The 21,771-nt window shown below is 41.8% G+C and carries 19 protein-coding genes; 18 read left to right on the top strand and 1 reads right to left on the bottom strand.

Going from position 1 to position 21,771, the window contains the following annotated elements:
- Nucleotides 1-25: 25 nt before the first annotated feature.
- Nucleotides 26-913: a hypothetical protein gene (locus I6N96_RS12075; protein ID WP_209557800.1), complete on the bottom strand. Its 888-nt coding sequence runs from the start codon at nt 911-913 to the stop codon at nt 26-28.
- Between the two features lie 205 nt (nt 914-1,118).
- On the opposite strand from I6N96_RS12075, the gene I6N96_RS12070 reads away from it, so the two are divergent.
- The 18 genes from I6N96_RS12070 to I6N96_RS11985 all read left to right on the top strand — a co-directional run bounded on the left by I6N96_RS12070 (nt 1,119) and on the right by I6N96_RS11985 (nt 21,492).
- Nucleotides 1,119-1,979, top strand: a complete 861-nt coding sequence (locus tag I6N96_RS12070; RefSeq protein WP_209557799.1) for a glycosyltransferase family 8 protein — start codon at nt 1,119-1,121, stop codon at nt 1,977-1,979.
- A complete protein-coding gene (locus I6N96_RS12065; protein WP_209557798.1) occupies nt 1,972-2,865 on the top strand; it encodes a glycosyltransferase family 8 protein in 894 nt (297 codons plus the stop codon). The genes I6N96_RS12070 and I6N96_RS12065 overlap by 8 nt, the downstream gene beginning before the upstream one ends.
- Before the next feature lie 464 nt (nt 2,866-3,329).
- Nucleotides 3,330-4,661, top strand: a complete 1,332-nt coding sequence (locus I6N96_RS12060) for a DUF2142 domain-containing protein (RefSeq protein WP_245186955.1) — start codon at nt 3,330-3,332, stop codon at nt 4,659-4,661.
- A 179-nt stretch (nt 4,662-4,840) separates the two neighbouring features.
- Entirely contained in the window at nt 4,841-5,374 is a 534-nt protein-coding gene (locus I6N96_RS12055) for an FUSC family protein (protein ID WP_209557797.1), read from the top strand.
- A 301-nt stretch (nt 5,375-5,675) separates the two neighbouring features.
- Nucleotides 5,676-6,290, top strand: a complete 615-nt coding sequence (gene gmk, locus I6N96_RS12050) for a guanylate kinase (protein ID WP_209557796.1) — start codon at nt 5,676-5,678, stop codon at nt 6,288-6,290.
- Nucleotides 6,291-6,294: 4 nt separating this feature from the next.
- A complete protein-coding gene (gene rpoZ / locus I6N96_RS12045; RefSeq protein ID WP_209557795.1) occupies nt 6,295-6,600 on the top strand; it encodes a DNA-directed RNA polymerase subunit omega in 306 nt (101 codons plus the stop codon).
- Nucleotides 6,601-6,772: 172 nt separating this feature from the next.
- Nucleotides 6,773-9,199 carry a primosomal protein N' gene (priA, locus tag I6N96_RS12040; protein WP_209557794.1) on the top strand — a complete coding sequence of 809 codons (2,427 nt, stop codon included), beginning with the start codon at nt 6,773-6,775 and terminating at the stop codon, nt 9,197-9,199.
- A 116-nt stretch (nt 9,200-9,315) separates the two neighbouring features.
- Nucleotides 9,316-9,810, top strand: coding sequence for a peptide deformylase (gene def / locus I6N96_RS12035; RefSeq protein WP_209557793.1), 495 nt, complete (start codon nt 9,316-9,318; stop codon nt 9,808-9,810).
- The gene (gene fmt / locus I6N96_RS12030) at nt 9,803-10,744 is read left to right on the top strand and encodes a methionyl-tRNA formyltransferase (RefSeq protein WP_209557792.1); all 942 of its coding nucleotides are present in this window, start codon (nt 9,803-9,805) and stop codon (nt 10,742-10,744) included. The genes def and fmt overlap by 8 nt, the downstream gene beginning before the upstream one ends.
- Nucleotide 10,745: 1 nt before the next feature.
- Nucleotides 10,746-12,110: a 16S rRNA (cytosine(967)-C(5))-methyltransferase RsmB gene (gene rsmB / locus I6N96_RS12025; protein ID WP_209557791.1), complete on the top strand. Its 1,365-nt coding sequence runs from the start codon at nt 10,746-10,748 to the stop codon at nt 12,108-12,110.
- A gap of 14 nt (nt 12,111-12,124) precedes the next feature.
- Complete coding sequence (locus tag I6N96_RS12020) at nt 12,125-12,874, top strand: Stp1/IreP family PP2C-type Ser/Thr phosphatase (protein WP_209557790.1); 750 nt, start codon at nt 12,125-12,127, stop codon at nt 12,872-12,874.
- Nucleotides 12,871-15,048: a Stk1 family PASTA domain-containing Ser/Thr kinase gene (gene pknB, locus I6N96_RS12015; RefSeq protein ID WP_209557789.1), complete on the top strand. Its 2,178-nt coding sequence runs from the start codon at nt 12,871-12,873 to the stop codon at nt 15,046-15,048. Before I6N96_RS12020 ends, pknB begins: the two co-directional genes overlap by 4 nt.
- A gap of 356 nt (nt 15,049-15,404) precedes the next feature.
- Nucleotides 15,405-16,298 carry a ribosome small subunit-dependent GTPase A gene (gene rsgA / locus I6N96_RS12010; RefSeq protein WP_209557788.1) on the top strand — a complete coding sequence of 298 codons (894 nt, stop codon included), beginning with the start codon at nt 15,405-15,407 and terminating at the stop codon, nt 16,296-16,298.
- A gap of 126 nt (nt 16,299-16,424) precedes the next feature.
- The gene (gene rpe / locus I6N96_RS12005) at nt 16,425-17,078 is read left to right on the top strand and encodes a ribulose-phosphate 3-epimerase (RefSeq protein ID WP_209557787.1); all 654 of its coding nucleotides are present in this window, start codon (nt 16,425-16,427) and stop codon (nt 17,076-17,078) included.
- Nucleotides 17,075-17,713 carry a thiamine diphosphokinase gene (locus I6N96_RS12000; protein ID WP_209557786.1) on the top strand — a complete coding sequence of 213 codons (639 nt, stop codon included), beginning with the start codon at nt 17,075-17,077 and terminating at the stop codon, nt 17,711-17,713. The genes rpe and I6N96_RS12000 overlap by 4 nt, the downstream gene beginning before the upstream one ends.
- Nucleotides 17,714-17,876: 163 nt before the next feature.
- Nucleotides 17,877-18,707 (top strand): AraC family transcriptional regulator, encoded by an 831-nt coding sequence (locus I6N96_RS11995; RefSeq protein WP_209557785.1) that lies wholly within the window; start codon nt 17,877-17,879, stop codon nt 18,705-18,707.
- A complete protein-coding gene (locus tag I6N96_RS11990) occupies nt 18,688-19,608 on the top strand; it encodes a DMT family transporter (protein ID WP_209557784.1) in 921 nt (306 codons plus the stop codon). Before I6N96_RS11995 ends, I6N96_RS11990 begins: the two co-directional genes overlap by 20 nt.
- 1,167 nt (nt 19,609-20,775) lie before the next feature.
- On the top strand, nt 20,776-21,492 hold the full coding sequence (locus I6N96_RS11985) for a winged helix-turn-helix domain-containing protein (protein WP_209557783.1): 717 nt from the start codon (nt 20,776-20,778) through the stop codon (nt 21,490-21,492).
- The last annotated feature ends 279 nt before the right edge of the window (nt 21,493-21,771 follow it).

Genomic DNA, 21,771 nt, shown 5'->3' with positions numbered 1-21,771 from the left:
TCATTCCTTTCTTATTTTATCAAGTTCAATTGCTTTCACTGTGGCTATTCAACCACAAAGGATACAAGGCTGACAGCCATTCCGATGGCTTGCGCCGTGTTTCGAAGCTGGTATAGCCTGTATAAGAATAAATATGCTCCAGCTTCCATTGATTTTCTTTTACTTGCTTTGACTTCAACAACTCCAATAGCGGCTGGGTATTCTCTGCTTGCAGTCTATGCCCTTTTCCGGCAATGTAAATCAGATCTGTCAAGCTCAAAAAGTAGCTTTGAGGAAAGGCCGATGAGGTAATGTATTTGCTGATGGGTGTATCAGAAGACAAGCGTAAAAAGAAGCGATGCTTCAACATATAAGCAAGTCCTTCTTCAATCAGCTGATCCACTTCGGGGTCAGCTGATTTTTGGTATTCTCGCCAAGTAAGCAAAGCTCGTACTGTTTTTCCAATTCCGATGTAGCAGGGCACTGCATTCAGGCAGCCGCCGTGTTTTCGGATGCCGGACCCTGTCCAAGTGGTTTGCTGATTTCTTTCAAAGAGCTGATAATGCTTGATCCAGTTCAATGCCTGCTGTGCCGAAGAGGAGTGGCTCAATCCTAAGCGAGCATATGCTTCTAGCAGCATGGCATTGTAGCAAGGAACGATTTGATCGCTTTTTCCGGTATACGAAAATCCCTCCGATGTGGCTAATACAGCTTCTGCATAATCGATCAATTTCTTTGTATGGTCTAGTTGTTCAATGTGAGGAATCTCTGCCAGTCCGACCAGGTTGAACAAATTAGCCAACCCGTTTGTTGATAAGGGCTGTGTTGTCAGCTTCTTCACTAAAAGAGACTCCTGCAGGCATTGATCGATTCTCTGGGGAGACAAGGGTTCATTTTTTTCGTGAGCCAGCCGAAGCTTCAATGCTGTATCCAATAGATGCACCTCTTTTCTCAATAATGAATGAGTATTGTTGCCTTAACTATAGCTTGAAGAGGCTGGGATGACAAGCTCTGATCACAGTGTTGAGGAGGAAACGATTTCTTTTAACAAACCTCGGAGCATATCGTTTCTTGAGCATTTTTTTTGATAAATAGTTCATTTGGTTCTAATCTGAATCTAAGGAAAGGGGAGATCATCGATGTCAATAGAAAAAATACCCGTTGTAAGTGCTTCTGATGAACATTATGCACCGTTTTTATGTGTGATGATCACTTCTTTATTGGAGAATACATCTCCAGACACAGAGATTGATTTTTACATACTGGATGATCAGATTTCAAGAAAAAGTAAAGCGTACCTGCGGCAAACCGTGAAAATCCACTCAAATCAAGCGACAATCGATTTCATTCCTGTTGATAGTCACACGTATGAACATTTTTTAGTGAGTGATCACATTACTACCACAGCCTATTTTAGGATTTCTCTACCAACGCTGCTGGAAGCTTATAACTATCGCAAGATTCTCTACATAGATGCGGATACCTTGATCCTTGATGACATTAAGGGGTTGTATGACAGCTCTTTGCAAGGGAAGGTGATCGGCGCAGTGATCGATCCTGGTCAGACCAAAGCGTTGGAACGTTTAGGTATCCAGTCAAAGGACTATTACTTCAATTCGGGGGTAATGGTTGTTGATTTGCAAAAATGGAAGGAACAGAATATAACGGAGAAAACACTGAAGTTTTTAACAGACCATGGCGACCGTATTCTTTATCATGATCAGGATGCCTTGAACGCAGTGCTGTATGAACAGTGGGCGCCGCTTCATCCGAAATGGAATATGCAGACCTCTCTGATCTTTGAGCGACACCCTGCACCAAATAAGGAATACGAACGACTTTATAAGGAAGGGAATGCAGCGCCCTCCATCATTCATTTTACCGGGCATGATAAACCGTGGAATACACTGGAAAATCATCCTTACCAACAGCTTTATATGGAGAAACTAGCTGAGACAGTGTTTAAAAACTCTAAGAAGGAAGTGGTCTCTAATGACTGAAGAAAGAATCACGATTGTTTCCTGCTGTAATGATGCGTTTGTGCCTCATTTGACGACGCTGTTCGTTTCTATATTGGAGAACACCCATACGCCGACCAGCCGATATTCCTTCTATATTATTGAAGACAATATCGGGATAAAGAATAGACAGCTGCTGCTTCAAAGCATGAACAGCTACAATGCGAAGGTAACGTTTTTGACCATCGATAACAGTAATTTTGCTCATGTCGTGGAAAGTGACCGCATTCCTCGTACGGCTTATTTTCGAATCGTTGCACCTGAGCTGTTTCGAGAAATGGGTGTGAAGAAGCTTTTATATCTGGATTGTGACATGGTAGCAGTGACAGATATCGCCCAGTTATGGGCGCTTGATCTATCAGACTATCTATTGGCAGCAGTTGAGGATGCCGGGTTTCATCATCGGCTGGAAAAAATGTCACTGCCTGTGCACTCAGCACTTTACTTCAATTCAGGATTCATGCTTATTAATGTGGAAGCTTGGTTAAGGAAGGAAATCACCTTCAGAGTGCTGAACTTCATTGAGAACCATCCTGAAAAGCTCCGCTTCCATGATCAGGATGCCTTGAATGCCGTGTTAAGCGGTCAATGGCTGCAGCTTCACCCTAGCTGGAATGCACAGAGCTATATTATGGAGGGGGTAAAGGAGCACCCCCTCCCAGAAGGAGAAAAAGAGTACGAAGAAACACGTAAGCAGCCCAAAATCATTCATTATTCTGGGCACGTTAAGCCTTGGCATGGGGAATTTGATTCACCAACATTGAAGGACTACGAAAAGTATTATAACTTGACTGCGTTTCCTCCGTATAAACAATTTCTGGTGAAGGCATATGATTGTCCGGAAATGGTTCGAAAGAAAATAGAATAGTCTATAGAAATCAGCGGTTAGAATGCTTGACCGCTGATTTTCACGTCAGTAAACGTTAAATAAATTACCGTTTATCACTTAAGTGTCGAAGCGATAGACAGACGTATACAGTGGAGTTTAATGAGTCTTCGATTATTTCTATAGAAAAATTTGGTTTTTTGAAAGCAAGCATTGAAAATTTGAGAGTAATCGGTTTGTGGCAGTTCCTCCTGATTTATCTTTTTCTAAGTGGAGGAAACGTTCTATTGGTCTGAGGAAATATATTTTTTAACATAAAAAGTATATTTAATCCGTATAGCAGGCGGTATTTCCAGTATAATAATAGATGAATAGTTAGGGGTTATTAGCTAGGAGGGATTCCAATCGACACAATTTCTGATATTGCTTTCCAGTTGGCTGATTCTGTTAAGAAGCTTTCCTTTCCGAATCGTTTATTTTTGTTGCTGGCTACTTTATTTGGATTCTTGATCATTCAAATAGTACCACCGCTGCAAGCACCGGATGAAGGCGGGCATTTTGTAAAGGCGTATGCATTTTCTGAACTTCAAATCCAACCCCAGCCGCAATCTGAAGATGTTGGGGAAAAGGACCAGTCTACGTGGGGGAAATATGGCTTTAAGGTTCCTTATGCAATCCTAAGCATGAGATCCTACGCAGTTGATAAAAATGGAAAAAAGGAAGAGTATCCTTACAACAATAAGGAAGATGATGAGAAAATCAAAAATGGGGAAAGAGTTTTTTTCGGAACAGGTGGAATTACAAATTATTACTTTGTAAATTACCTGCCTCAAATCATGGGTATTTCCATTGGTAGAGTATTAGGGAAACCGATGGTCAGCCAGTATTATCTTGCTAGATACTGTAACCTGATTGCTTATATCTTGATTGTCTTTTTTGCAATCTTACGCTTTCCGTTTTCAAAATTGGGTGCAGCGGTCTTGGCGTTAAATCCCATGTCATTGTTTTTAGCTGCCTCTGTTTCTGGGGATGCGATGATCATTGCTGTCAGCTTTTTTTTCATTTCTTGGATTTTTGGGCTAACGAAGCAAGAGCACGTATCAGACGCAACATTGTTGATCAGCGGACTGCTCATGGTGAATTTGGTATTAATCAAGCCCAACTTAATTGTTCTTGGTCTGCTCTTTTTCACGATTCCCAACAAAGCTTTCAGTATTCAAAGGAAAGCAATTTGGGGCTTCGCCATTCTGGCAGCCTGTATGTTGTTCTATATGTTGTGGAATCAATTGATGATCGATCAGCAAATCCTTTACCATGATTATGGTAATCCAAGCAAGCAGCTCGCTGCTTTTTTTAAGGACCCATCAATATTTTTTGACAATCTTCGAAAGAATTACTTGTTTGGAGCCGAAGGGGACCATATTCTTTATTCTTCTGTTGGTAAATTCGGAAAGCTGGATACATCGTTAGGCTTGCATTGGATCATCTTATACTTTACAAGTGTGGTCGTTGCCTGCATGGTTCAAGACAAAGGCAATCACTTTCTCATAGCCCGTCAAAAGCTCATTGTGGTACTGACGATGGCTGCATATGTTGTACTTACATTCTTTGCTTTATACCAAATATGGAATGAAGTTGGGCGTACATCTACAATAGAAGGATTACAAGGAAGATACTTTCTACCTGTCGGTTTGTTGATTGCTGCTCCATTCTCCAGTAAGAAAAAGATCTTGAATATCCAAAAAGGGAAAATGAATATGATCCTTTCGGCGTGTATCCTACTCGTCTTGATTGCTTCGATGGTTGTGCTTGCGACTCGTTATCCTAGTGCTGCCTAATTTGTTTCTCGCGATTCCGGCGAAGCTTGATGATTACAACTATTGCTTCGTTGGTGGCGTCTGATGTGACCGGCTGTGAGTGAGTTATCCACTTTCTTCGGTATTTTCCAAAGAATTATCAGCTAGTAGATTGTTTTGTGCTAGAATGGATAGGATGCTGTTTATAGGAGAAGTGATAAATGTTTGGATTTAAAATTGGTCTTAGAACAATAAAAACCGGGATCAGTGTCTTCCTTTGTATTTTGATAAGCTTGCTGTTTCATAGAGAAATGTATGTCGTTTCAGCGATCACAGCAGTTTTTACACTTAGAGAAGATATGATAAATACACTGACCTTTGGGAAGCATCGCGTGGCAGGGAACACGATTGGTGCGTTGACCTCGGTGGTCGTTATTTTCATCTTTGAATTGTTTGGTGATTCAGATATGGTTCAGCTGCTTGCAATTCCTTTAACGATTGTTGTCATGATCGCTGTGCTGGTAAGATTCAATTTTCAAGAAGGTGTTGTCGGCGCTACAGCAACGCTTTTAACGATCGTTTTCATGATTCCGGAGGATTCATCCTATGTTTACGCACTCAATCGAGTGGTGGACAGCTTTATCGGTATGGGCGTTGCCATAGGTGTGAACTACTTGCTTCCTTCGAAAATGGAGACAGTCCTTTCCGCAGTACAGCAACGGTTCAATAAAGAAGATCAACAGGAATTAGATTAGCCGTTGCTTTTTTTCGATCAGGGTGAAGAAGGACAGCTAGTTGCAGTTGCTGGGGAGGGTGCATGGTGTCTGGAAAACTTCTTTCTACGGGAAATTCTTTACTTTCAGTTGGAATGAAAGTAGAATGAGCTAAAAGTACGTTGATTATCTCTATTTTTTGAAACAAGAGATTTTCTTAGGAAAGCTTAATGATAAAGTCTTGAAAATTGCTGAAAAAAAGTGCATTATAGAAATAATGATAAAGAAATAAGGATGCAGCTTGTGTATTTTGCAAGATTTATATAATTGAAAGGAAGTCATCATGGCAGAGCGCGGATTATTAATAGTATTGTCAGGTCCTTCGGGCGTGGGTAAAGGCACCGTTCGAAAAGCGATTTTTGAAAGTGAAGAACACGATTTTCAATATTCTGTTTCTATGACAACCCGGAGCAAGCGTGAAGGGGAAATAGAAGGCGTAGATTATTATTTCCGTACAAGGGAAGAATTTGAAGCGATGATCGAAGCAGGAGAAATGTTGGAGTATGCGGAATATGTCGGCAATTACTATGGCACACCGCTGTCTTATGTGAACCAGACATTAGATGAAGGGAAGGATGTCTTTCTGGAAATCGAAGTACAGGGGGCACAGCAGGTAAAGGAAAAAGTGCCGGATGGGGTATTCATTTTTCTGACACCGCCGGATCTTTCAGAATTAAAATCCCGTATTGTCAATCGGGGAACCGATGACATGTCTGTGATCGATAAACGAATGCAGGTGGCAAGAGAAGAAATCGAAATGATGGCATTATACGATTACGCTGTGGTGAATGACAAGGTTCCTCTAGCAGTAGAGCGAATCAAAAAAATCATAGCTAGTGAGCACTTCCGTGTAGATCGAGTGATCGGAAAATATATTAAAATGTTGAAGGAGATGTAGCCTTATGATGCTGAAACCATCTATTGACTCATTATTGAAAGAAGTTCCGTCAAAATACTCTTTAGTTATTCTGGCGAGTAAACGCGCCCATGAACTGGAAGCCGGCGCACAGCCAATGCTTGAAGGTTTTGAATCTGTAAAAAGCGTAGGACAAGCCTTGGAAGAAATCGATGCGGCATTAGTCATCAACGATCCAAATCCTGAGGACAAGCGCGAACGTCTTCGTATGGCGAAAGAAGAGCAACGAATGATCAAGGATCAGGAAAAGAAAGAACTGGAAGATCGCATTCGTGAAGAAAGTAAGCTTTAATATATAAAAGAGAGTGGGGCAGAAGTCGGTTCGATGGCTGCTCCATTCTCTTTTTGTCTGACTGATTCCTCAGAATCAACAGGGGAACAAGACAAACGAGGGATTCTTTAGTACAATAAGCAAAGAGATTTTCAGTACTCAGTACATAGTAAAGAAAGGATGAAGGATCGATATGAAGAAAGTTGCACAAGTGATTGTAGATGTTCCGGCAATGCAGACTGATCAGCCATTTACATATTTGATTCCTTCTCTATTAACGGATCAGATCGCTGTTGGTATGCGGGTAGAGGTGCCTTTTGGTAATCGCCGTGTCCAAGGCTTTATCACAGCGCTCGATCAATTGGAACAGCAGGACTTCGAAGCTGCTGAATATGAATGGAAAGAAATTATATCAGTGCTGGATTTGAAGCCTGTGCTGAATGAAGAAATGCTGGCATTAGCTGATTATATGAAGGAAAAGACATTTGCCTTTAAAATCACCTGCCTGCAAACAATGCTGCCAAGTGTGATGCGGGCAGCATACCATAAATATATTTTTTTGACAGATGAAATCGAAGAGGAACTTCTAGATGATTTATTTTATGGCTTGGATGAAATCGCTTGGGAGGATGCTGAGGCACGGAATATCCTTCCGCAGCTGATGAAACTGCGAGCACAGCATAAAGTAGACATTCGTTACGAAGTCCAAACGAAAAATAAAGTGAAAATAACACGTTATATCCAGTCTGCATTGGGCTTTGAACGCTTGGAGGAAGAGAAGGACGCATTACGCAAAGGCTCCAAAAAGAAAGAAGAGCTGCTGCAATACCTTCAGACACTAGAGAACGCCCAACAAATTTCTGTGAAGGAAATGAAGGAAAAAGGCTTCAGCACCGCCGTGTTGAATGATGCGGAGAAAAAAGGCTGGCTGCGCTATATAGAAAAAGAAACGTACAGAGATCCGTTTGCAGATCATCATTTTGAAAAGACGGTTCCTTTTGCTCTGAATGAGGAGCAGCAGACAGCCGTTGACCGTATTCTTCATTCTATGGAGACGAAAACGCCAGACACATATTTACTTGAAGGAATTACCGGCAGCGGGAAAACAGAGGTTTATCTACAGACGATTGCAGAAGGTCTGAGACAGAACAAGACAGCGATCATGCTGGTGCCGGAGATCTCGTTGACGCCTCAAATGGTTCAGCGTTTTAAGAGTCGTTTTGGGGATCAGGTTGCTGTTTTGCATAGTGGTTTATCTCATGGAGAGAAGTACGATGAGTGGCGTAAAATCGAGCGTGGTGAGGCACAGGTGGTGGTTGGTGCTCGTTCGGCTATCTTTGCCCCTTTGAACAACCTAGGTGTGATCATCATTGATGAAGAGCATGAAGCCAGCTACAAGCAAGAGGAAACACCACGTTACCATTCCAGAGATTTGGCGATTTGGCGAGGAAACTACCATGGCTGTCCGGTTGTTTTAGGCAGTGCTACCCCATCACTGGAATCCAGAGCGCGAGCACAAAAGAATGTCTATCAGCATTTACTGCTGACACAGCGGGCAAACAGTGCGGCTTCTCTTCCTCAAATCGATGTTGTTGATATGCGTGAGGAAGTCCAGCGGAAAAATGTATCGACCTTCTCTGCTATTCTTCAGGAAAAACTGCGGGAGCGTATGGCACGCAAAGAGCAGAGTGTACTACTGCTGAATCGCAGGGGGTATTCCTCCTTTGTAATGTGTCGGGATTGCGGTTACGTGCTGCCCTGTCCCAACTGTGACATCTCGCTGACTCTCCATATGGATACGAAGACAATGAAGTGTCATTATTGCGGTCATGAGGAAGGAATCCCTCATCGCTGTCCTAATTGCAACAGTGACAAAATCCGTTACTATGGAACAGGCACACAAAAGGTGGAAGAAGAGCTAAAGGCACTATTTCCAGATAGTAAAGTTCTGCGAATGGATGTGGATACGACACGTCGAAAAGGTGCGCATGAACGAATTTTATCCGCTTTTGAAAATCAGGAGGCAGATATTCTTCTAGGCACCCAGATGATTGCGAAAGGCTTGGACTTCCCTAATGTAACCTTAGTGGGAGTGTTGAATGCGGATACGGCGTTGAACTTACCGGACTTCCGATCAAGTGAACGAACCTTCCAGCTGTTGACTCAGGTCAGCGGAAGAGCAGGTAGGGCGGAAAAACCGGGGGAAGTAGTGATCCAGTCCTTCAATCCGGAGCACTATGCCATCCAATTGGCAAAAGGGCAGCATTATGAAGCCTTTTATCAAAAGGAGATGCAGATTCGACATAGAGGAGATTATCCGCCGTTTTATTTTACAGTCCAGATAACCGCGAGCCATCCGGAAGAAAGTGTTGCCGCTAAACAGATGTTTTCAATCATGAAAGAACTACAGCAGGGCTTGTCAGATCAGAGTATTTTACTTGGGCCGACACCGAATGCCATTATGCGGATCAAAAATCGTTACTATTACCAAATGATCATCAAATACAAGAATGAGCCGCAGCTGCAGAGTATGCTGAAGAAAATCCTGTCTGACACACAGGCGGCAACAGCCAAAGGTCTGAAAGTATCGATCGATGCTGAACCAATGAATTTCATTTAGCTGCAGTAGAAAAGCAGATATATTAAGAATAATAGGGAAATAGATATCGAACCATCAAAATAGAGAAACTGTAAAGTTACCTGAGCTGTTTCTTCAAAAAATCAAAGGAGTTCTACATGCGTTATCCAATTGTGCTTTACCCTGATGACAAGTTGACTATCAAAGCGAAAGAGGTCACATTGATCACAGATGAGATTGTCCATTTATTGGACGATATGTATGAAACTATGACTGCCCATGACGGCATCGGTATTGCTGCACCCCAGATTGGGAAGAATCTGCAGCTTGCGGTTGTGGAAATCGATGATGAGACGGGTCTTTTCGAGTTGATCAATCCGGAAATCATCGACCGAAAAGGAACAGATATCGATGTGGAGGGCTGTCTCAGTATTCCGAATCGATATGGAACAGTAGAAAGAGCAGATGAAATAACTGTTCGTTATTTTGATCGAGAGGGCGAGGAAATCGAAGTGACTGCCTATGGTTATTTAGCTCGCGCTTTTCAGCATGAAATCGATCATTTGAATGGGGAGCTGTTCATTGATAAAATCATTGAAGAAATTGCACCGGAAGATTTAGAAACATATATGGAGGGACAACTAGATGACTAAAATCGTTTTTATGGGAACGCCGGCGTTCTCTGTTCCAGTATTAGAAGGGCTGATTGAAGCAGGCTATGAGATACTGGCAGTTGTGACACAGCCGGATCGTCCAGTTGGCAGGAAACGGATATTAACGGCACCTCCTGTAAAGGAAGCAGCCTTAAAACATGATTTAACTGTTTTACAGCCGGAGAAAATTTCCGGATCTGAAGAGATGGAAAAAGTGATCGCTCTAGCGCCGGATCTAATCGTGACAGCAGCCTTTGGCCAGTTTCTGCCGGAACGTCTTTTACAGGCACCAACTATAGGAGCAATCAATGTTCATGCCTCTCTGCTGCCGAAATATCGCGGTGGAGCTCCTGTCCATTACTCAATTATCAATGGCGAGAAGGAAACAGGCGTAACAATCATGGAAATGATCAAAAAAATGGATGCTGGCGGCATCTACTCACAGCGCAGTATTCCAATCACAGCGCAGGACGATGTAGGAACGATGTTTGATAAATTGAGCTTGGTAGGTAAAGAGCTTCTGCTGGATACTCTACCACAGATTGTATCTGGTAAACTACAACCGAAACCGCAGGACGAAGCACAGGCAACCTTCTCTCCAAATATCACTCGAGAACAGGAACGGATCGATTGGCAGAAGACGGCAGTTCAAATCGATTGTCAAGTGAGAGGGATGCGTCCATGGCCGACAGCCTTTACAACCTATCAGGATACAAACTGGAAAATCTGGGAGACAGAACCAGTTGATGAAACAACAGACGCACAGCCGGGAACGATCATTAAACGCAGCAAGAAGGAATTGTGGATTGCTTGTGGAGAAGCTACGGTCCTTTCAGTAAAAAGCCTTCAGCCTTCCGGTAAAGGAAGACTATCTGCTCAGGAATTCTTGAATGGCTCCGGCCAGGCAGTGAAGGAAGCGGAAAAGGTGGAATAATATGGGAAAACGAGTATCAGCAAGAATCAGAAAATCAGTTCGCTATACGGCGATGCAGACAATTGAGCGGATCGATAAGGGTGGTGCCTATTCGAATCTGCTGTTGAGTGAGATGATTGATAAATCGAATTTATCTGATCAGGACAGCCGTTTATTTACAGAGCTGGTCTACGGAACAGTCAGTCGAAAACTGCTTTTGGAATATTTCTTAAAGCCTTTTATCAAAAAGCCGCAGAAGGTCGATAGCTGGGTTAAAACGTTATTGAATCTATCTTTGTATCAATCCCTTTACTTAGATAAAATACCGGATCATGCCATCATCAATGAAGCGGTGGAGATTGCCAAGCAACGAGGGAATATTGGGACAAGTAAGTTCGTTAACGGCGTGTTGAGAAGTATTCAAAGAGAGGGAGTTCCTTCAATTGAAGCCATCAAAGATCCAATGGAGCGCTTATCGATAGAAACCAGTATGCCGTTGTGGCTGACACAAAAGCTGGTGACTCAGATTGGCATGGAGGAAACACAGAAGCTGGGTCTTTCACTGTTTGAACGAAGTCACGCAAGTGCCAGAGTAGATGTCCGCTTTGTCAATCGCTCCGAAGCGATCGAACAGCTGATCGAGGAAGAGATTGATGCTGTACCGAGTATCGTTTCTCCATATGGTGTTATTGCGGAAAAGGGCTTCATAGCGGGAAGCACCTTATTCAAAGAAGGACATATCACAGTTCAGGATGAAAGCTCAATGCTGGTGGCTCCGGCAATGCAGATCGAGAAACAACATAAGGTCTTGGACGCCTGCGCAGCCCCGGGAGGGAAAACAACACATATTGCGACATATCTAGATGCAGAATCAGGCGGTTTAGTCACGGCGTTGGACATTCATCAGCATAAGGTCAAGCTGATTGAAGAAAATGCAAACAGGCTTCGAGTAGAAGAGGTGGTTGCTGCAGAGAAAATGGATGCGCGTGCAGCCAAAGATAATTTCCCGCCGGAGACATTTGACCGTGTATTGGTGGATGCACCATGCTCAGGATTGGGATTAATGAGACGGAAACCAGACATTAAATACCATAAATCTGCGGAAGATTTTAAACAATTACCAAAAATTCAGTTGGAAATCCTTGAAAGTACTGCACAAACGCTAAAACAATGGGGTATAATGGTCTATAGCACATGTACGATCGCAAAAGAAGAGAATCAGGAAGTAGTCGCAGCATTCTTAGCAAAGCATCCGGAATTTAAAAAAATAGACGTGGCAGTCAACGAGATCCTTGATCCTTCGATCGAAGAGCAGATGTTGACGATTTATCCGCATCAGTTTTTAACAGACGGTTTCTTTATTTGCTGTATGCAGAAAGTTTCTTAAATGAGGTGAAACAAGTGGAAATCAATTTTCAAACGGACGTTGGGCGTAAGCGAAATACCAATCAGGATTACGCAGGAGTATTCGAAAATAAGGCAGGGATATCGTTGGCAGTACTAGCCGATGGTATGGGTGGACATCTTGCAGGGGATATTGCCAGTGAAATGGCAGTTAATCATCTGGGAGAGCGCTGGAGCGACAGCGACATCGATACTGCGGATAAAGCGGCGCAATGGCTGATTCAAATGATCCAGTCAGAAAATGAAGTGATTTACGAAAAAGGACAGTCAGTACCTGAGTATGCGGGGATGGGCACGACAATCGTCAGTGCTGTATTGCTGAATGAGTCCTATGTTCTGGCAAATATCGGGGATAGCCGTGCTTATTTAGTTCGGAATAGACAACTGATCCAGCTGACGGAAGATCACTCACTGGTCAATGAATTGGTGAAGTCGGGAGAAATCACGCAGGAAATGGCTGCGAATCATCCGCGTAAGAATGTGCTGACCCGTTCACTGGGCATGCCGAATACTGTAGAAGTTGATGTTGCCAGTCATTTAAGAGTAGATGATGACTATATATTATTGTGCTCAGATGGTTTGACCAATATGGTTTCAGAAGAAACCATTCTTGCGGTTCTTTTGTCTGAGGCAGCACTGGAAGAAAAAGTAAGTACATTGATCTCTCTGGCGAATGAAGCCGGAGGCGTAGATAATATCACTGCTCTTGCTATACATTTTGACACGGATAAGGAGGAGGCCCGATGATAGAGATCGGCAGAAAATTAAATGGTCGCTACCAGATTATTGGCAATATAGGAAGCGGCGGCATGGCCAATGTTTTCTTAGCACGTGATCTGATTTTGGATCGAGATGTCGCGGTAAAAGTACTGCGTTTTGACTTTCAAAATGATCAGGCCGCAATCCGACGCTTCCAAAGAGAAGCGCTGGCAGCGACAGAGCTGGTCCACCCGAATATTGTTAGTGTTTATGATGTAGGCGAGGAAGACGGGCTTCAATATTTAGTTATGGAATATGTGAAAGGGATGGATCTGAAGCGTTATATCCAAACACATTATCCAATTATGTATGCGACAGTTGTTGATATCATGGAGCAAATCCTTTCAGCTGTTTCATTGGCCCATGAACATCGCATCATTCACCGTGATTTGAAGCCTCAAAATGTGTTGATTGATGAAAACGGCGTAGTAAAGATCACCGATTTTGGGATTGCCATTGCGCTATCTGAAACATCGATCACTCAGACAAACACTATGCTGGGATCTGTTCACTATCTTTCTCCTGAACAGGCTAGAGGTAGTATGGCAACTAACCAATCGGATATCTACGCAGTTGGGGTGATCCTGTATGAAATGCTGACAGGGAATGTTCCTTTTGATGGAGAGTCAGCTGTTACGATTGCTCTAAAGCATTTTCAAGAAGAGATCCCGTCTGTGCGTGCATTTGATTCTAATATTCCTCAGTCTTTAGAGAATATTGTTTTGCATGCGACAGCGAAAGATCCGGCTGATCGTTACAAATCTGCAGAAGAGATGTCGGGCGACCTGTATACGGTATTGGCTGCAAATCGCCTGAACGAGCCTAAATGGGAGCCCACTGCTTTGATGGGTGAAACGAGAGTATTGACACCTCTAACAGAGGATACACCCATGCCTGAAGCCTTTGCAGAAATGGACGGACCGAAGGAAGAGCTGACGGAGACGGACGAAGCAGAAGCTGAAACCGGAAAAGAAAAGAAACCAAAGAAGAAAAGAAAACGATTGATCATCATAATTATTGGACTGATTTTAGCTTTGATCATTGGTGCGGCACTTTATTTTGCCGGTTCACCGAAAAAAGAAGTAGCTGTTCCTGATGTTCGTGGGAAAACACAGCAGGAAGCGAAGCAGATGTTGGAAGACGCTAAACTGGAAGTCGCAACAGATGTAAAAGAAATCCCTGATGATGAAATCGAAGAAGGAAAAGTTGCTAAAACTGATCCGGAAGCAAAAACGGAAGTAAAAGAAGGAAAAACGATCGTCCTTTACATCAGTACAGGAAACAAGAAAATCAATATTGACGATTACTCTGGTGATAACTACAAAGATGCGATTGAAGCAATGAAGAAGTTAGGTTTCCCTGAGAGTAATATCAAGATCGAAAAAGAACATAGCCTAGAAGTTTCAGCGGATAAAATCATCAGTCAGACTCCGGAAGGCGGGACTGAGGTCGATCCTAAAAGCGATCAGGTCACGTTGACTGTCAGCATGGGTCCTGAGAATGTCACGCTGGATAACTATGTAGGATATGGCTATGATAATGCCGTTGCAGCATTAGTTGCACTTGGCGTCAGCGAAGGAAACATCAAGTATGCGGAAGAGACAAGCGACTCTGTTGCAGTTGGAGTGGTTATCTCTCAAAATCCGGGTGCCGGTACGTCCTTTGATCCAGTTAATGATACGGTTACTCTGACGGTAAGTAAGGGCTCAGATAAGATCAGTATTGGTAACTATACTGGATACAGCTATGATGAAGCAGTCAATGCACTTGTTTCTGCGGGAATCAGCGAAAGCAATATTTCCAAGAAGGAACAGGAAAGCGATACAGTAGCCGAGGGTGTAGTCATCTCTCAAAGTCCGGCGAATGCAAGCGTCAGTCCTAGTGATAAAATCACTCTGACGGTAAGTAAAGGTTCAGCAATGGTCACTGTTCCGAATGTCACAACGATGACTAGACAAACAGCGAAATCTGAACTGGAGCAGGCAGGCTTCAAAGTAGTTGAAACAGAAGAAACTTCAACACAAATGAAGGATACGGTCGTTCGGACAGATCCCGGGTCTGGGGCAAGTGCGAAAAAAGGAGCCACGATCACAATCTATTATTCCAGTGGTCCTGCGGCGACGCAAAATGACGCAAATGCAGATGATACAACAGTCGAATAAAAGTGAAAAGGAAGTGCCAAAAAGTTTTTATTGAATATAAGTGCGTATTATTTTACATTTTGAGTAATATTGTTTATACTTGTTTCATACTCTAAGAAACTTTTTTAACTCCTTGTCTGCCTCATTTTATGAGGCAGGCCTCTTTTTTTATTTCCAGAGAGATGATTTTGACGATCATCTAAATATCCCCAATGAAAGAAATGACAATGGCGTTTACTTCCGTTTGCTACATACTTTGTATATAGGGCAATTTTCATGGGATGAATCTCTAATAGGATTTATATAGGACAGAATAAGGGCAAACCTTGCATTTTGCCTTGTTTTCTTGTATATTCAGTGTGGTTAGGAGTGATAGATTGAACGGTCAAATCAGAAAAGCATTAAGCGGATTTTATTATGTATACGCAGAGGGGGAGACCTTTCAGACGAGAGCCAGAGGGAATTTTCGGAATCGTAAGATCACACCTTTAGTCGGTGATGACGTGATTTTTGAAAGCGATAACCTGACGGATGGCTATCTTTTGGAAATATTGCCCAGAACAAATGAGCTGGTTCGCCCAGCTGTCGCAAACGTAGACCTTGGTGTCATTGTTATGAGCGTCGTTGAACCAAATTTTTCCTATAATTTACTGGATCGTTTTTTGGTGACCTTGGAACATAAGCAAATTCGTCCGGTGATTTATTTGACAAAGGCGGATCTATTAGAGAAGGAACAGCTCAAATTATTGGATGAAATCAAAGCTGTCTATCAGCCCTCTTACGCAGTGATCATCGGTGATCAGACGGAGGATGACAGGCGTTCGATTCATGAGCTGGAACAATATTTTCCAGAACAGCTGACAGTATTCATGGGGCAATCAGGAGCAGGTAAGTCGACACTGCTGAACAGGATATCCCCTGAACTTCAATTGGCAACAGGCGAAATATCAGAAGCCCTTGGACGAGGAAAGCATACAACACGCCACGTTGAGCTGATTCCTTTATATGATGGACTGGTAGCTGATACACCCGGCTTCAGCTCGATTGAATTTTTGGAAATGGAGGCGGTCGAGTTGCCGAAGCAGTTTCCGGAATTTGTGGAGGCCGCGCATTTATGTAAGTTCAGAGAATGTATGCACAGCAAAGAGCCAGGCTGTGAGGTCAAACGACGAGTAGAAATAGGCGAAATTGCTCAGGTAAGATACGATAACTATCTGCAGTTCTTATCAGAAATAGAAGACCGCAGACCTGTATATAAAAAAAAGAAATAGCTTTATCATCATCAATAATTTAATAGAGGGAAATGCTCTGAGGGGACAGTTTGCGGCATAATTGTTTAACAAATGTCGGTAAAAGCTTTTTAGAGAGTTTTCTCAAAATATTAGGAGGAAGAATTTATGAAAATTGCTCCATCGATTTTAAGTGCAGACTTTGCTAACTTAGCGAGAGATATCCAATTAGTGGAAAAACTGGGTGCAGACTATATCCATGTGGACGTGATGGACGGTCAGTTTGTTCCGAATATCACGTTAGGTCCTAATATTGTTTCCGCAATTCGTCCGGTTACGAAATTACCGTTGGACGTTCATTTGATGATCCAACAGCCAGAGAATTTCATTGAAGACTTTGCGAAAGCCGGAGCAGATATCATCACTGTTCATCAGGAAGCAACACCACACATTCATCGAGCAATGCAGATGATCAAAAATGCCGGTGTAAAGGCTGGTGTTGTAATCAATCCGGGTACGCCGCTTTCAGCAATTGAAGAGGTTTTGGATTTGGCAGATTTGGTTTTGATCATGACGGTTAATCCTGGCTTTGGCGGTCAGAGCTTTATTGAAAGCCAGCTAAGTAAAATCGCTCAGCTCAAGGCATGGAAAGAAGAAAAAGGCTACACCTATGAAATCGAAGTAGACGGCGGAATCGTGCCGGAAACTGCAGAAAAATGTAAAGAAGCCGGAGCAGACGTGTTTGTTGCGGGATCATATATTTATAATGCAGAAGATCCGAAGGAACGGATCGATGCGTTAAGAGCCGTGTTGGGCCAGTGAATATTCTATTAGTTGCCGGAGGTTCCAGAAAAACATGGCCTCAGCTTGATTTCTCCAGCTACAACATTTTTGTTGGTGTGGATCGGGGCAGCCTCTTGTTGTTAGAGGAAGGGCAGTCTGTCGATCTTGCCGTAGGAGATTTTGATTCTCTGTCAAAAGAGGAATACTCAATGGTGGAAAGAAGAGCAAAAAGAATCCACACTTCTCCTACCGAAAAGGATGATACTGATACGCAGTTAGCACTTGAGGAAGCCTTTCGGCTGTTTCCTGAAGGCTTGGTTACAGTTGTCGGAGCAACGGGTGGACGTCTGGATCACTTTTTGGCAAATCTTTGGCTCCCTATGGAGGAACGCTTTCAGCCCTTTATCAGGCAAATCATTTTGAAAGACGAACAGAATACGATCAGCTATTATTTGCCGGGAGAATATACAGTCAAGAGAGAAGCTGATAAAAAATATTTAGCGTACTGCTGTTTGACTCCTGTGGAAAATTTGACGCTCAAAGATAGTAAATATTTGCTGGAACATCAACAAGTACCAGTACCTACTTCGTATGCCAGTAATGAATTTGTCGGTGATACTGCCGCCTTTTCATTTGATTCAGGTATGATTGCTGTGATTCAAAGTAGGGATTGATGTAACTGCAATAACAGAAGAATTTTACTGAAGGTTGATGGATTTCATTACAGGAGTCCATCGGCTTTTTTTGTTTAGGTGATTCAAAATTTTCTGAATTGTCAATTTTGTTCAATACTTTCCTGCTGTCTTCGGTATAATGAGAAGAAAAGGAGGAGCTGACGTGGAAAAGAGAACGGTTATTTTTGATTCAGATCTTTCGATTGAAGCCTATCGTTTCGAGGGAATCAAGCAGAAGTTCCCCAATCACTTCCATGAATTCTATGTTTTAGGATTTATTGAAGGCGGGCGTCGCTATCTTTCTTGTAAACAAAAGGAGTACATCACGGATGTTGGCGATTTATTGTTGATCAATCCTTATGACAATCATTTTTGTGAACAGGTTGGAGTTGAGCCATTGGATTACAGGAGCATCCATATTACACCTGAACGGATGCGGGAATTGACAGAGGCAGTGACAGGACATGGATTTCTTCCTGAGTTTACGCAAAATGTAGTAACGAACTACGAGGAACTTTCTGATTTGAAAGCAATACATACATTGATTAATACAGCTGGAGACAAACTGGAAAAGCAAGAGGCTCTGTATTTGTTTTTAAAGGATGTCTTAGAAAAATATACAAGAAATCAACCTGAAGAGCGGCAGCTGTCTCAAGGTGTTGAGCAAGCTTGCAGGTTTATAGAAGAGCATTTTACTAAACAGGTGACACTTGAGCGGTTGAGCGAAGAGACGGGGATCAATCCATTTACTCTGATACGTCACTTTACAAAGGAAAAAAATGTCACACCTCATCAGTACCTGACAACGATTCGGATTGGGGCTGGGAGGAAATTTCTTGAACAGGGAATGTCTCTCCTTGAAGTAGCCGGACACTGCGGCTTTGCTGATCAGAGCCATTTTTCCAGATGCTTCAAACAGTTGATTGGTGTGACGCCAAAGCAATATATGAACATTTTTATGTGGGAGGAATCAAATGAAAAAAGTGGAGACTAACAAATTATACGGGCATCTTTCAGCATTGTTTACAGTTGGGATCTGGGGGATGACATTTATTTCTACAAAGATTTTGCTAAAGGACTTTACCCCATTTCAAATCCTTTTTTTGAGGTTTTTACTTGGGTATATCCTTCTTTGGCTTGTTTCTCCTAAGCTTTTGAAGGTTAATACGAGAAAGGAAGAGGGCTACTTTGCATTAGCGGGAATCTTGGGGATCGTCTTGTACTATTTTCTTGAAAATTTAGCATTAACACTAACAAATGCCTCAAATGTCGGAATCATTGTCTCAGTTGCTCCGTTTTTTACAGTGCTTTTGGCTAAAGTAGTTACGCCGGCAAAGCAAGTAAATCGCTGGTTTTACATCGGTTTTCTAGTTTCTCTTTCTGGAATCATTTTGATCAGCCTCAGTAGTCTTTCTGTTCTGGAAATCCATCCTACAGGAGATGTTCTAAGTCTTCTGGCAGCGATGATCTGGGCTGCTTACTCATTGGTAACAAAGAAAATAAGCAGCTTCGGCTACAATATATTGTTGGCGACTCGTCGAACATTTTTCTATGGTCTGCTTTTTATGCTGCCGATCCTATTTGTTACAGGTACACCGACTATTGCGCTTGAGGCATTTACAATGACCAACGTGTTGAATCTAGTGTTTCTTGGAGCTGTTGCTTCTGCAGTTTGCTTTGTGACATGGAATTACAGCGTCAGCAAATTAGGCGCTGTTCAAGCCAGCGTTTATATTTACGCAGTGCCTGCAATCACCGTGGTTACTTCGGCCTTGTTTCTTGGAGAAAAATTTACCCCCGTTATTGCAGCAGGCACGGTATTGACAACAATTGGTCTCTTTGTTTCTGAGCGATCCTCTGGAGAACAAAAGGAAAGCGAGCAGGATATCCAGTAACTTCTATATAATCAAAATCAGCAAGAACCATTTCTTATAACCAATAAAAAAACAAGACCGTTATAATCGAGAACCTCACGATTATAACGGTCTTGTTTGTTATTTTATAAGTGCTTGGATATTATTTTATTCGCATAAATAAAGAAAAGTCAGCTGTCTTGAAAGAGCTAACTTTGAGAAATATTCTTATTCACTAGACTTATTCTAATGCAATTATTCCTAGAAGTCTATACAATAATTTATCATTTTTTTATAGAAATTCGGTTAAATTTGAGAGAAAATCAGAAATTTATCTTGTTTATCAGAAAATATCCACCACTTTTTTTGTAAATTGAAAAATATTTATTTGTTGAAGCCCGTCACTTAAGCCGTCAGTTGTCTCTGTTTTTTTCTATAGTTTGACTGTTATATTATCTTATGCAGAAAATAATTTTACTGAATATAGCTTACTGAGCAGTTCGTGTGAGTGAACATACTGTAACGAGGATATCCATTTTAGGCTTCAATCAACAGTACAAGGTTATTCAACTAGATAAAAAGCTCAAGATATACTGCACTGTATGAAAACCGATTTCGAATTGATTTTTGTGGAGCGTTTTGATGAACGAAGTAGTCCTTTCGATAGAAGATATCTATTTTCTCTCAAAAGTTTTTATGACAATTTCAAATTATTTTTCCCACGCACAGGTACTTGTTGCTGCAATGCTCAGAGATTAGTACTTATACATATAGGGCTCTCACTTCATTCTGATTCTCGAAGCATGGAGGATATTTGTCATATCCTCAAGTTACATGACAGTGTTCAATTATCAAGTCGACATTTTGAAGCTAGGCTGTTTAATTGAATGACATTCCTATCTAAAAAAACTGAGTCTATCTTTACAGCCGTACGATCCGTTTTCTATAAACTCAATAAAAAAGAAAATCGACAACTGTACCTTGATTTGAGAGAAGTACATTATATAGTAGCGTTTTTTTCGATTGAGTTATCTATATTACTGAGAAGGCTTCCATAAGAAAATGAGCCGTCTCATAAGCCGTCGTCTCTTCATAAATTGTAGGTTTATTAAGAACTTCTAACCTTTTTCTCAAAGTTAGCTCATTTGAGAAAAAATAGACTCTGAAATGTCACTAGTATGCTTTTACGCTTCGGGGAGGGATTTAGTTATGAATGCAGGAATTATTAATTTATCAGAAAAGTTTGATGAACATTATTCAAAAGAGCTTGAGAAAAATGATATTAGCGTCATTCCGCTGACTGCAGATGATTTTGAACAAGAAATAAAAAATCTTGATGCAGTGATCATTCGGGAAAATGCACTTGAGGATGCAGCCCTAACATGCAAAATTCTGTTGAAGCTTAAGGAAAAATCAGATTTATATGTCTGGGTATTTTCTTCTGGTCATCAAAAGTTTGGACGAACGGTGTATCTGCAGCTTGGTGCATTGGGGATTATACCAGAGGATTGTGACGCCACGGAATTACAGTTGATTGTAACCAACAGCTTGAAAAAAATGAACCGAAAAAGAGAAAACGCTGTGCTGTCAGCTAACGATTATGACTTTGAAAATGACATGGAATATGCGCTGAAATTTAAACTCATTCCCAGAAATCATAGTCTAAAGATATCCGGGAAAAAAGAAATACCACTGACAAATCTTGAATACAAAGCATTGGACATGCTTTTTAGAAATGCGAACAATACGGTTACATATGAAGAACTGTTTGAATCAGTTTGGGATAAAGATTTTAGCTGTCAAGGCTACCGGATTGCAAATCTGATTTTTCATTTGAGAGAAAAATTGAAAAAGAATTCAGAAGATCCGACGTTTATCCGCACGGTTCGCTCCAGAGGATACATGCTAGACCTATCAAGTCTCTAATCGTACTGGAAAACAAGACATTCATTTCTATGGAAAGTCCGACATAGCAGTTTTTTGAAAGGTCAAAGGCTTGGTCATAGAGAAGTATAACCGAGAGCCTCATCGTGTTTGAACCTATCCCCATAGTTGCGTTCAAGCAATAGAGAATAAATAAAATCTTTTGATCATGTTGTCTAATGTATGAAGTGAAATCAGGTTTCTATCATTTTGCCTACCGCTTATCCCGAACTGTAAAATTCCAATGATTAACGGATGTACAAAGATGGAATGTTTTTTCAG

Source organism: Enterococcus larvae, from assembly GCF_017830045.1.
Classification (GTDB): Bacteria; Bacillota; Bacilli; order Lactobacillales; family Enterococcaceae; genus Enterococcus_L; species Enterococcus_L larvae.
Note: the sequence above shows the minus strand (reverse complement) of the source record. Positions and strands in the feature narration are given on the sequence as shown.

Excerpts from the sequence above, each read along its gene's own strand:
- fmt (WP_209557792.1), top strand. The coding sequence starts at position 9,803 with ATGACTAAAATCGTTTTTATGGGAACGCCGGCGTTCTCTGTTCCAGTA.
- I6N96_RS12065 (WP_209557798.1), top strand. The coding sequence starts at position 1,972 with ATGACTGAAGAAAGAATCACGATTGTTTCCTGCTGTAATGATGCGTTT.
- I6N96_RS11985 (WP_209557783.1), top strand. The coding sequence starts at position 20,776 with ATGAATGCAGGAATTATTAATTTATCAGAAAAGTTTGATGAACATTAT.
- rpoZ (WP_209557795.1), top strand. The coding sequence starts at position 6,295 with ATGATGCTGAAACCATCTATTGACTCATTATTGAAAGAAGTTCCGTCA.
- rpe (WP_209557787.1), top strand. The coding sequence starts at position 16,425 with ATGAAAATTGCTCCATCGATTTTAAGTGCAGACTTTGCTAACTTAGCG.
- rsmB (WP_209557791.1), top strand. The coding sequence starts at position 10,746 with ATGGGAAAACGAGTATCAGCAAGAATCAGAAAATCAGTTCGCTATACG.
- I6N96_RS11990 (WP_209557784.1), top strand. The coding sequence starts at position 18,688 with ATGAAAAAAGTGGAGACTAACAAATTATACGGGCATCTTTCAGCATTG.
- I6N96_RS12070 (WP_209557799.1), top strand. The coding sequence starts at position 1,119 with ATGTCAATAGAAAAAATACCCGTTGTAAGTGCTTCTGATGAACATTAT.
- gmk (WP_209557796.1), top strand. The coding sequence starts at position 5,676 with ATGGCAGAGCGCGGATTATTAATAGTATTGTCAGGTCCTTCGGGCGTG.
- I6N96_RS12055 (WP_209557797.1), top strand. The coding sequence starts at position 4,841 with ATGTTTGGATTTAAAATTGGTCTTAGAACAATAAAAACCGGGATCAGT.
- def (WP_209557793.1), top strand. The coding sequence starts at position 9,316 with ATGCGTTATCCAATTGTGCTTTACCCTGATGACAAGTTGACTATCAAA.
- priA (WP_209557794.1), top strand. The coding sequence starts at position 6,773 with ATGAAGAAAGTTGCACAAGTGATTGTAGATGTTCCGGCAATGCAGACT.
- pknB (WP_209557789.1), top strand. The coding sequence starts at position 12,871 with ATGATAGAGATCGGCAGAAAATTAAATGGTCGCTACCAGATTATTGGC.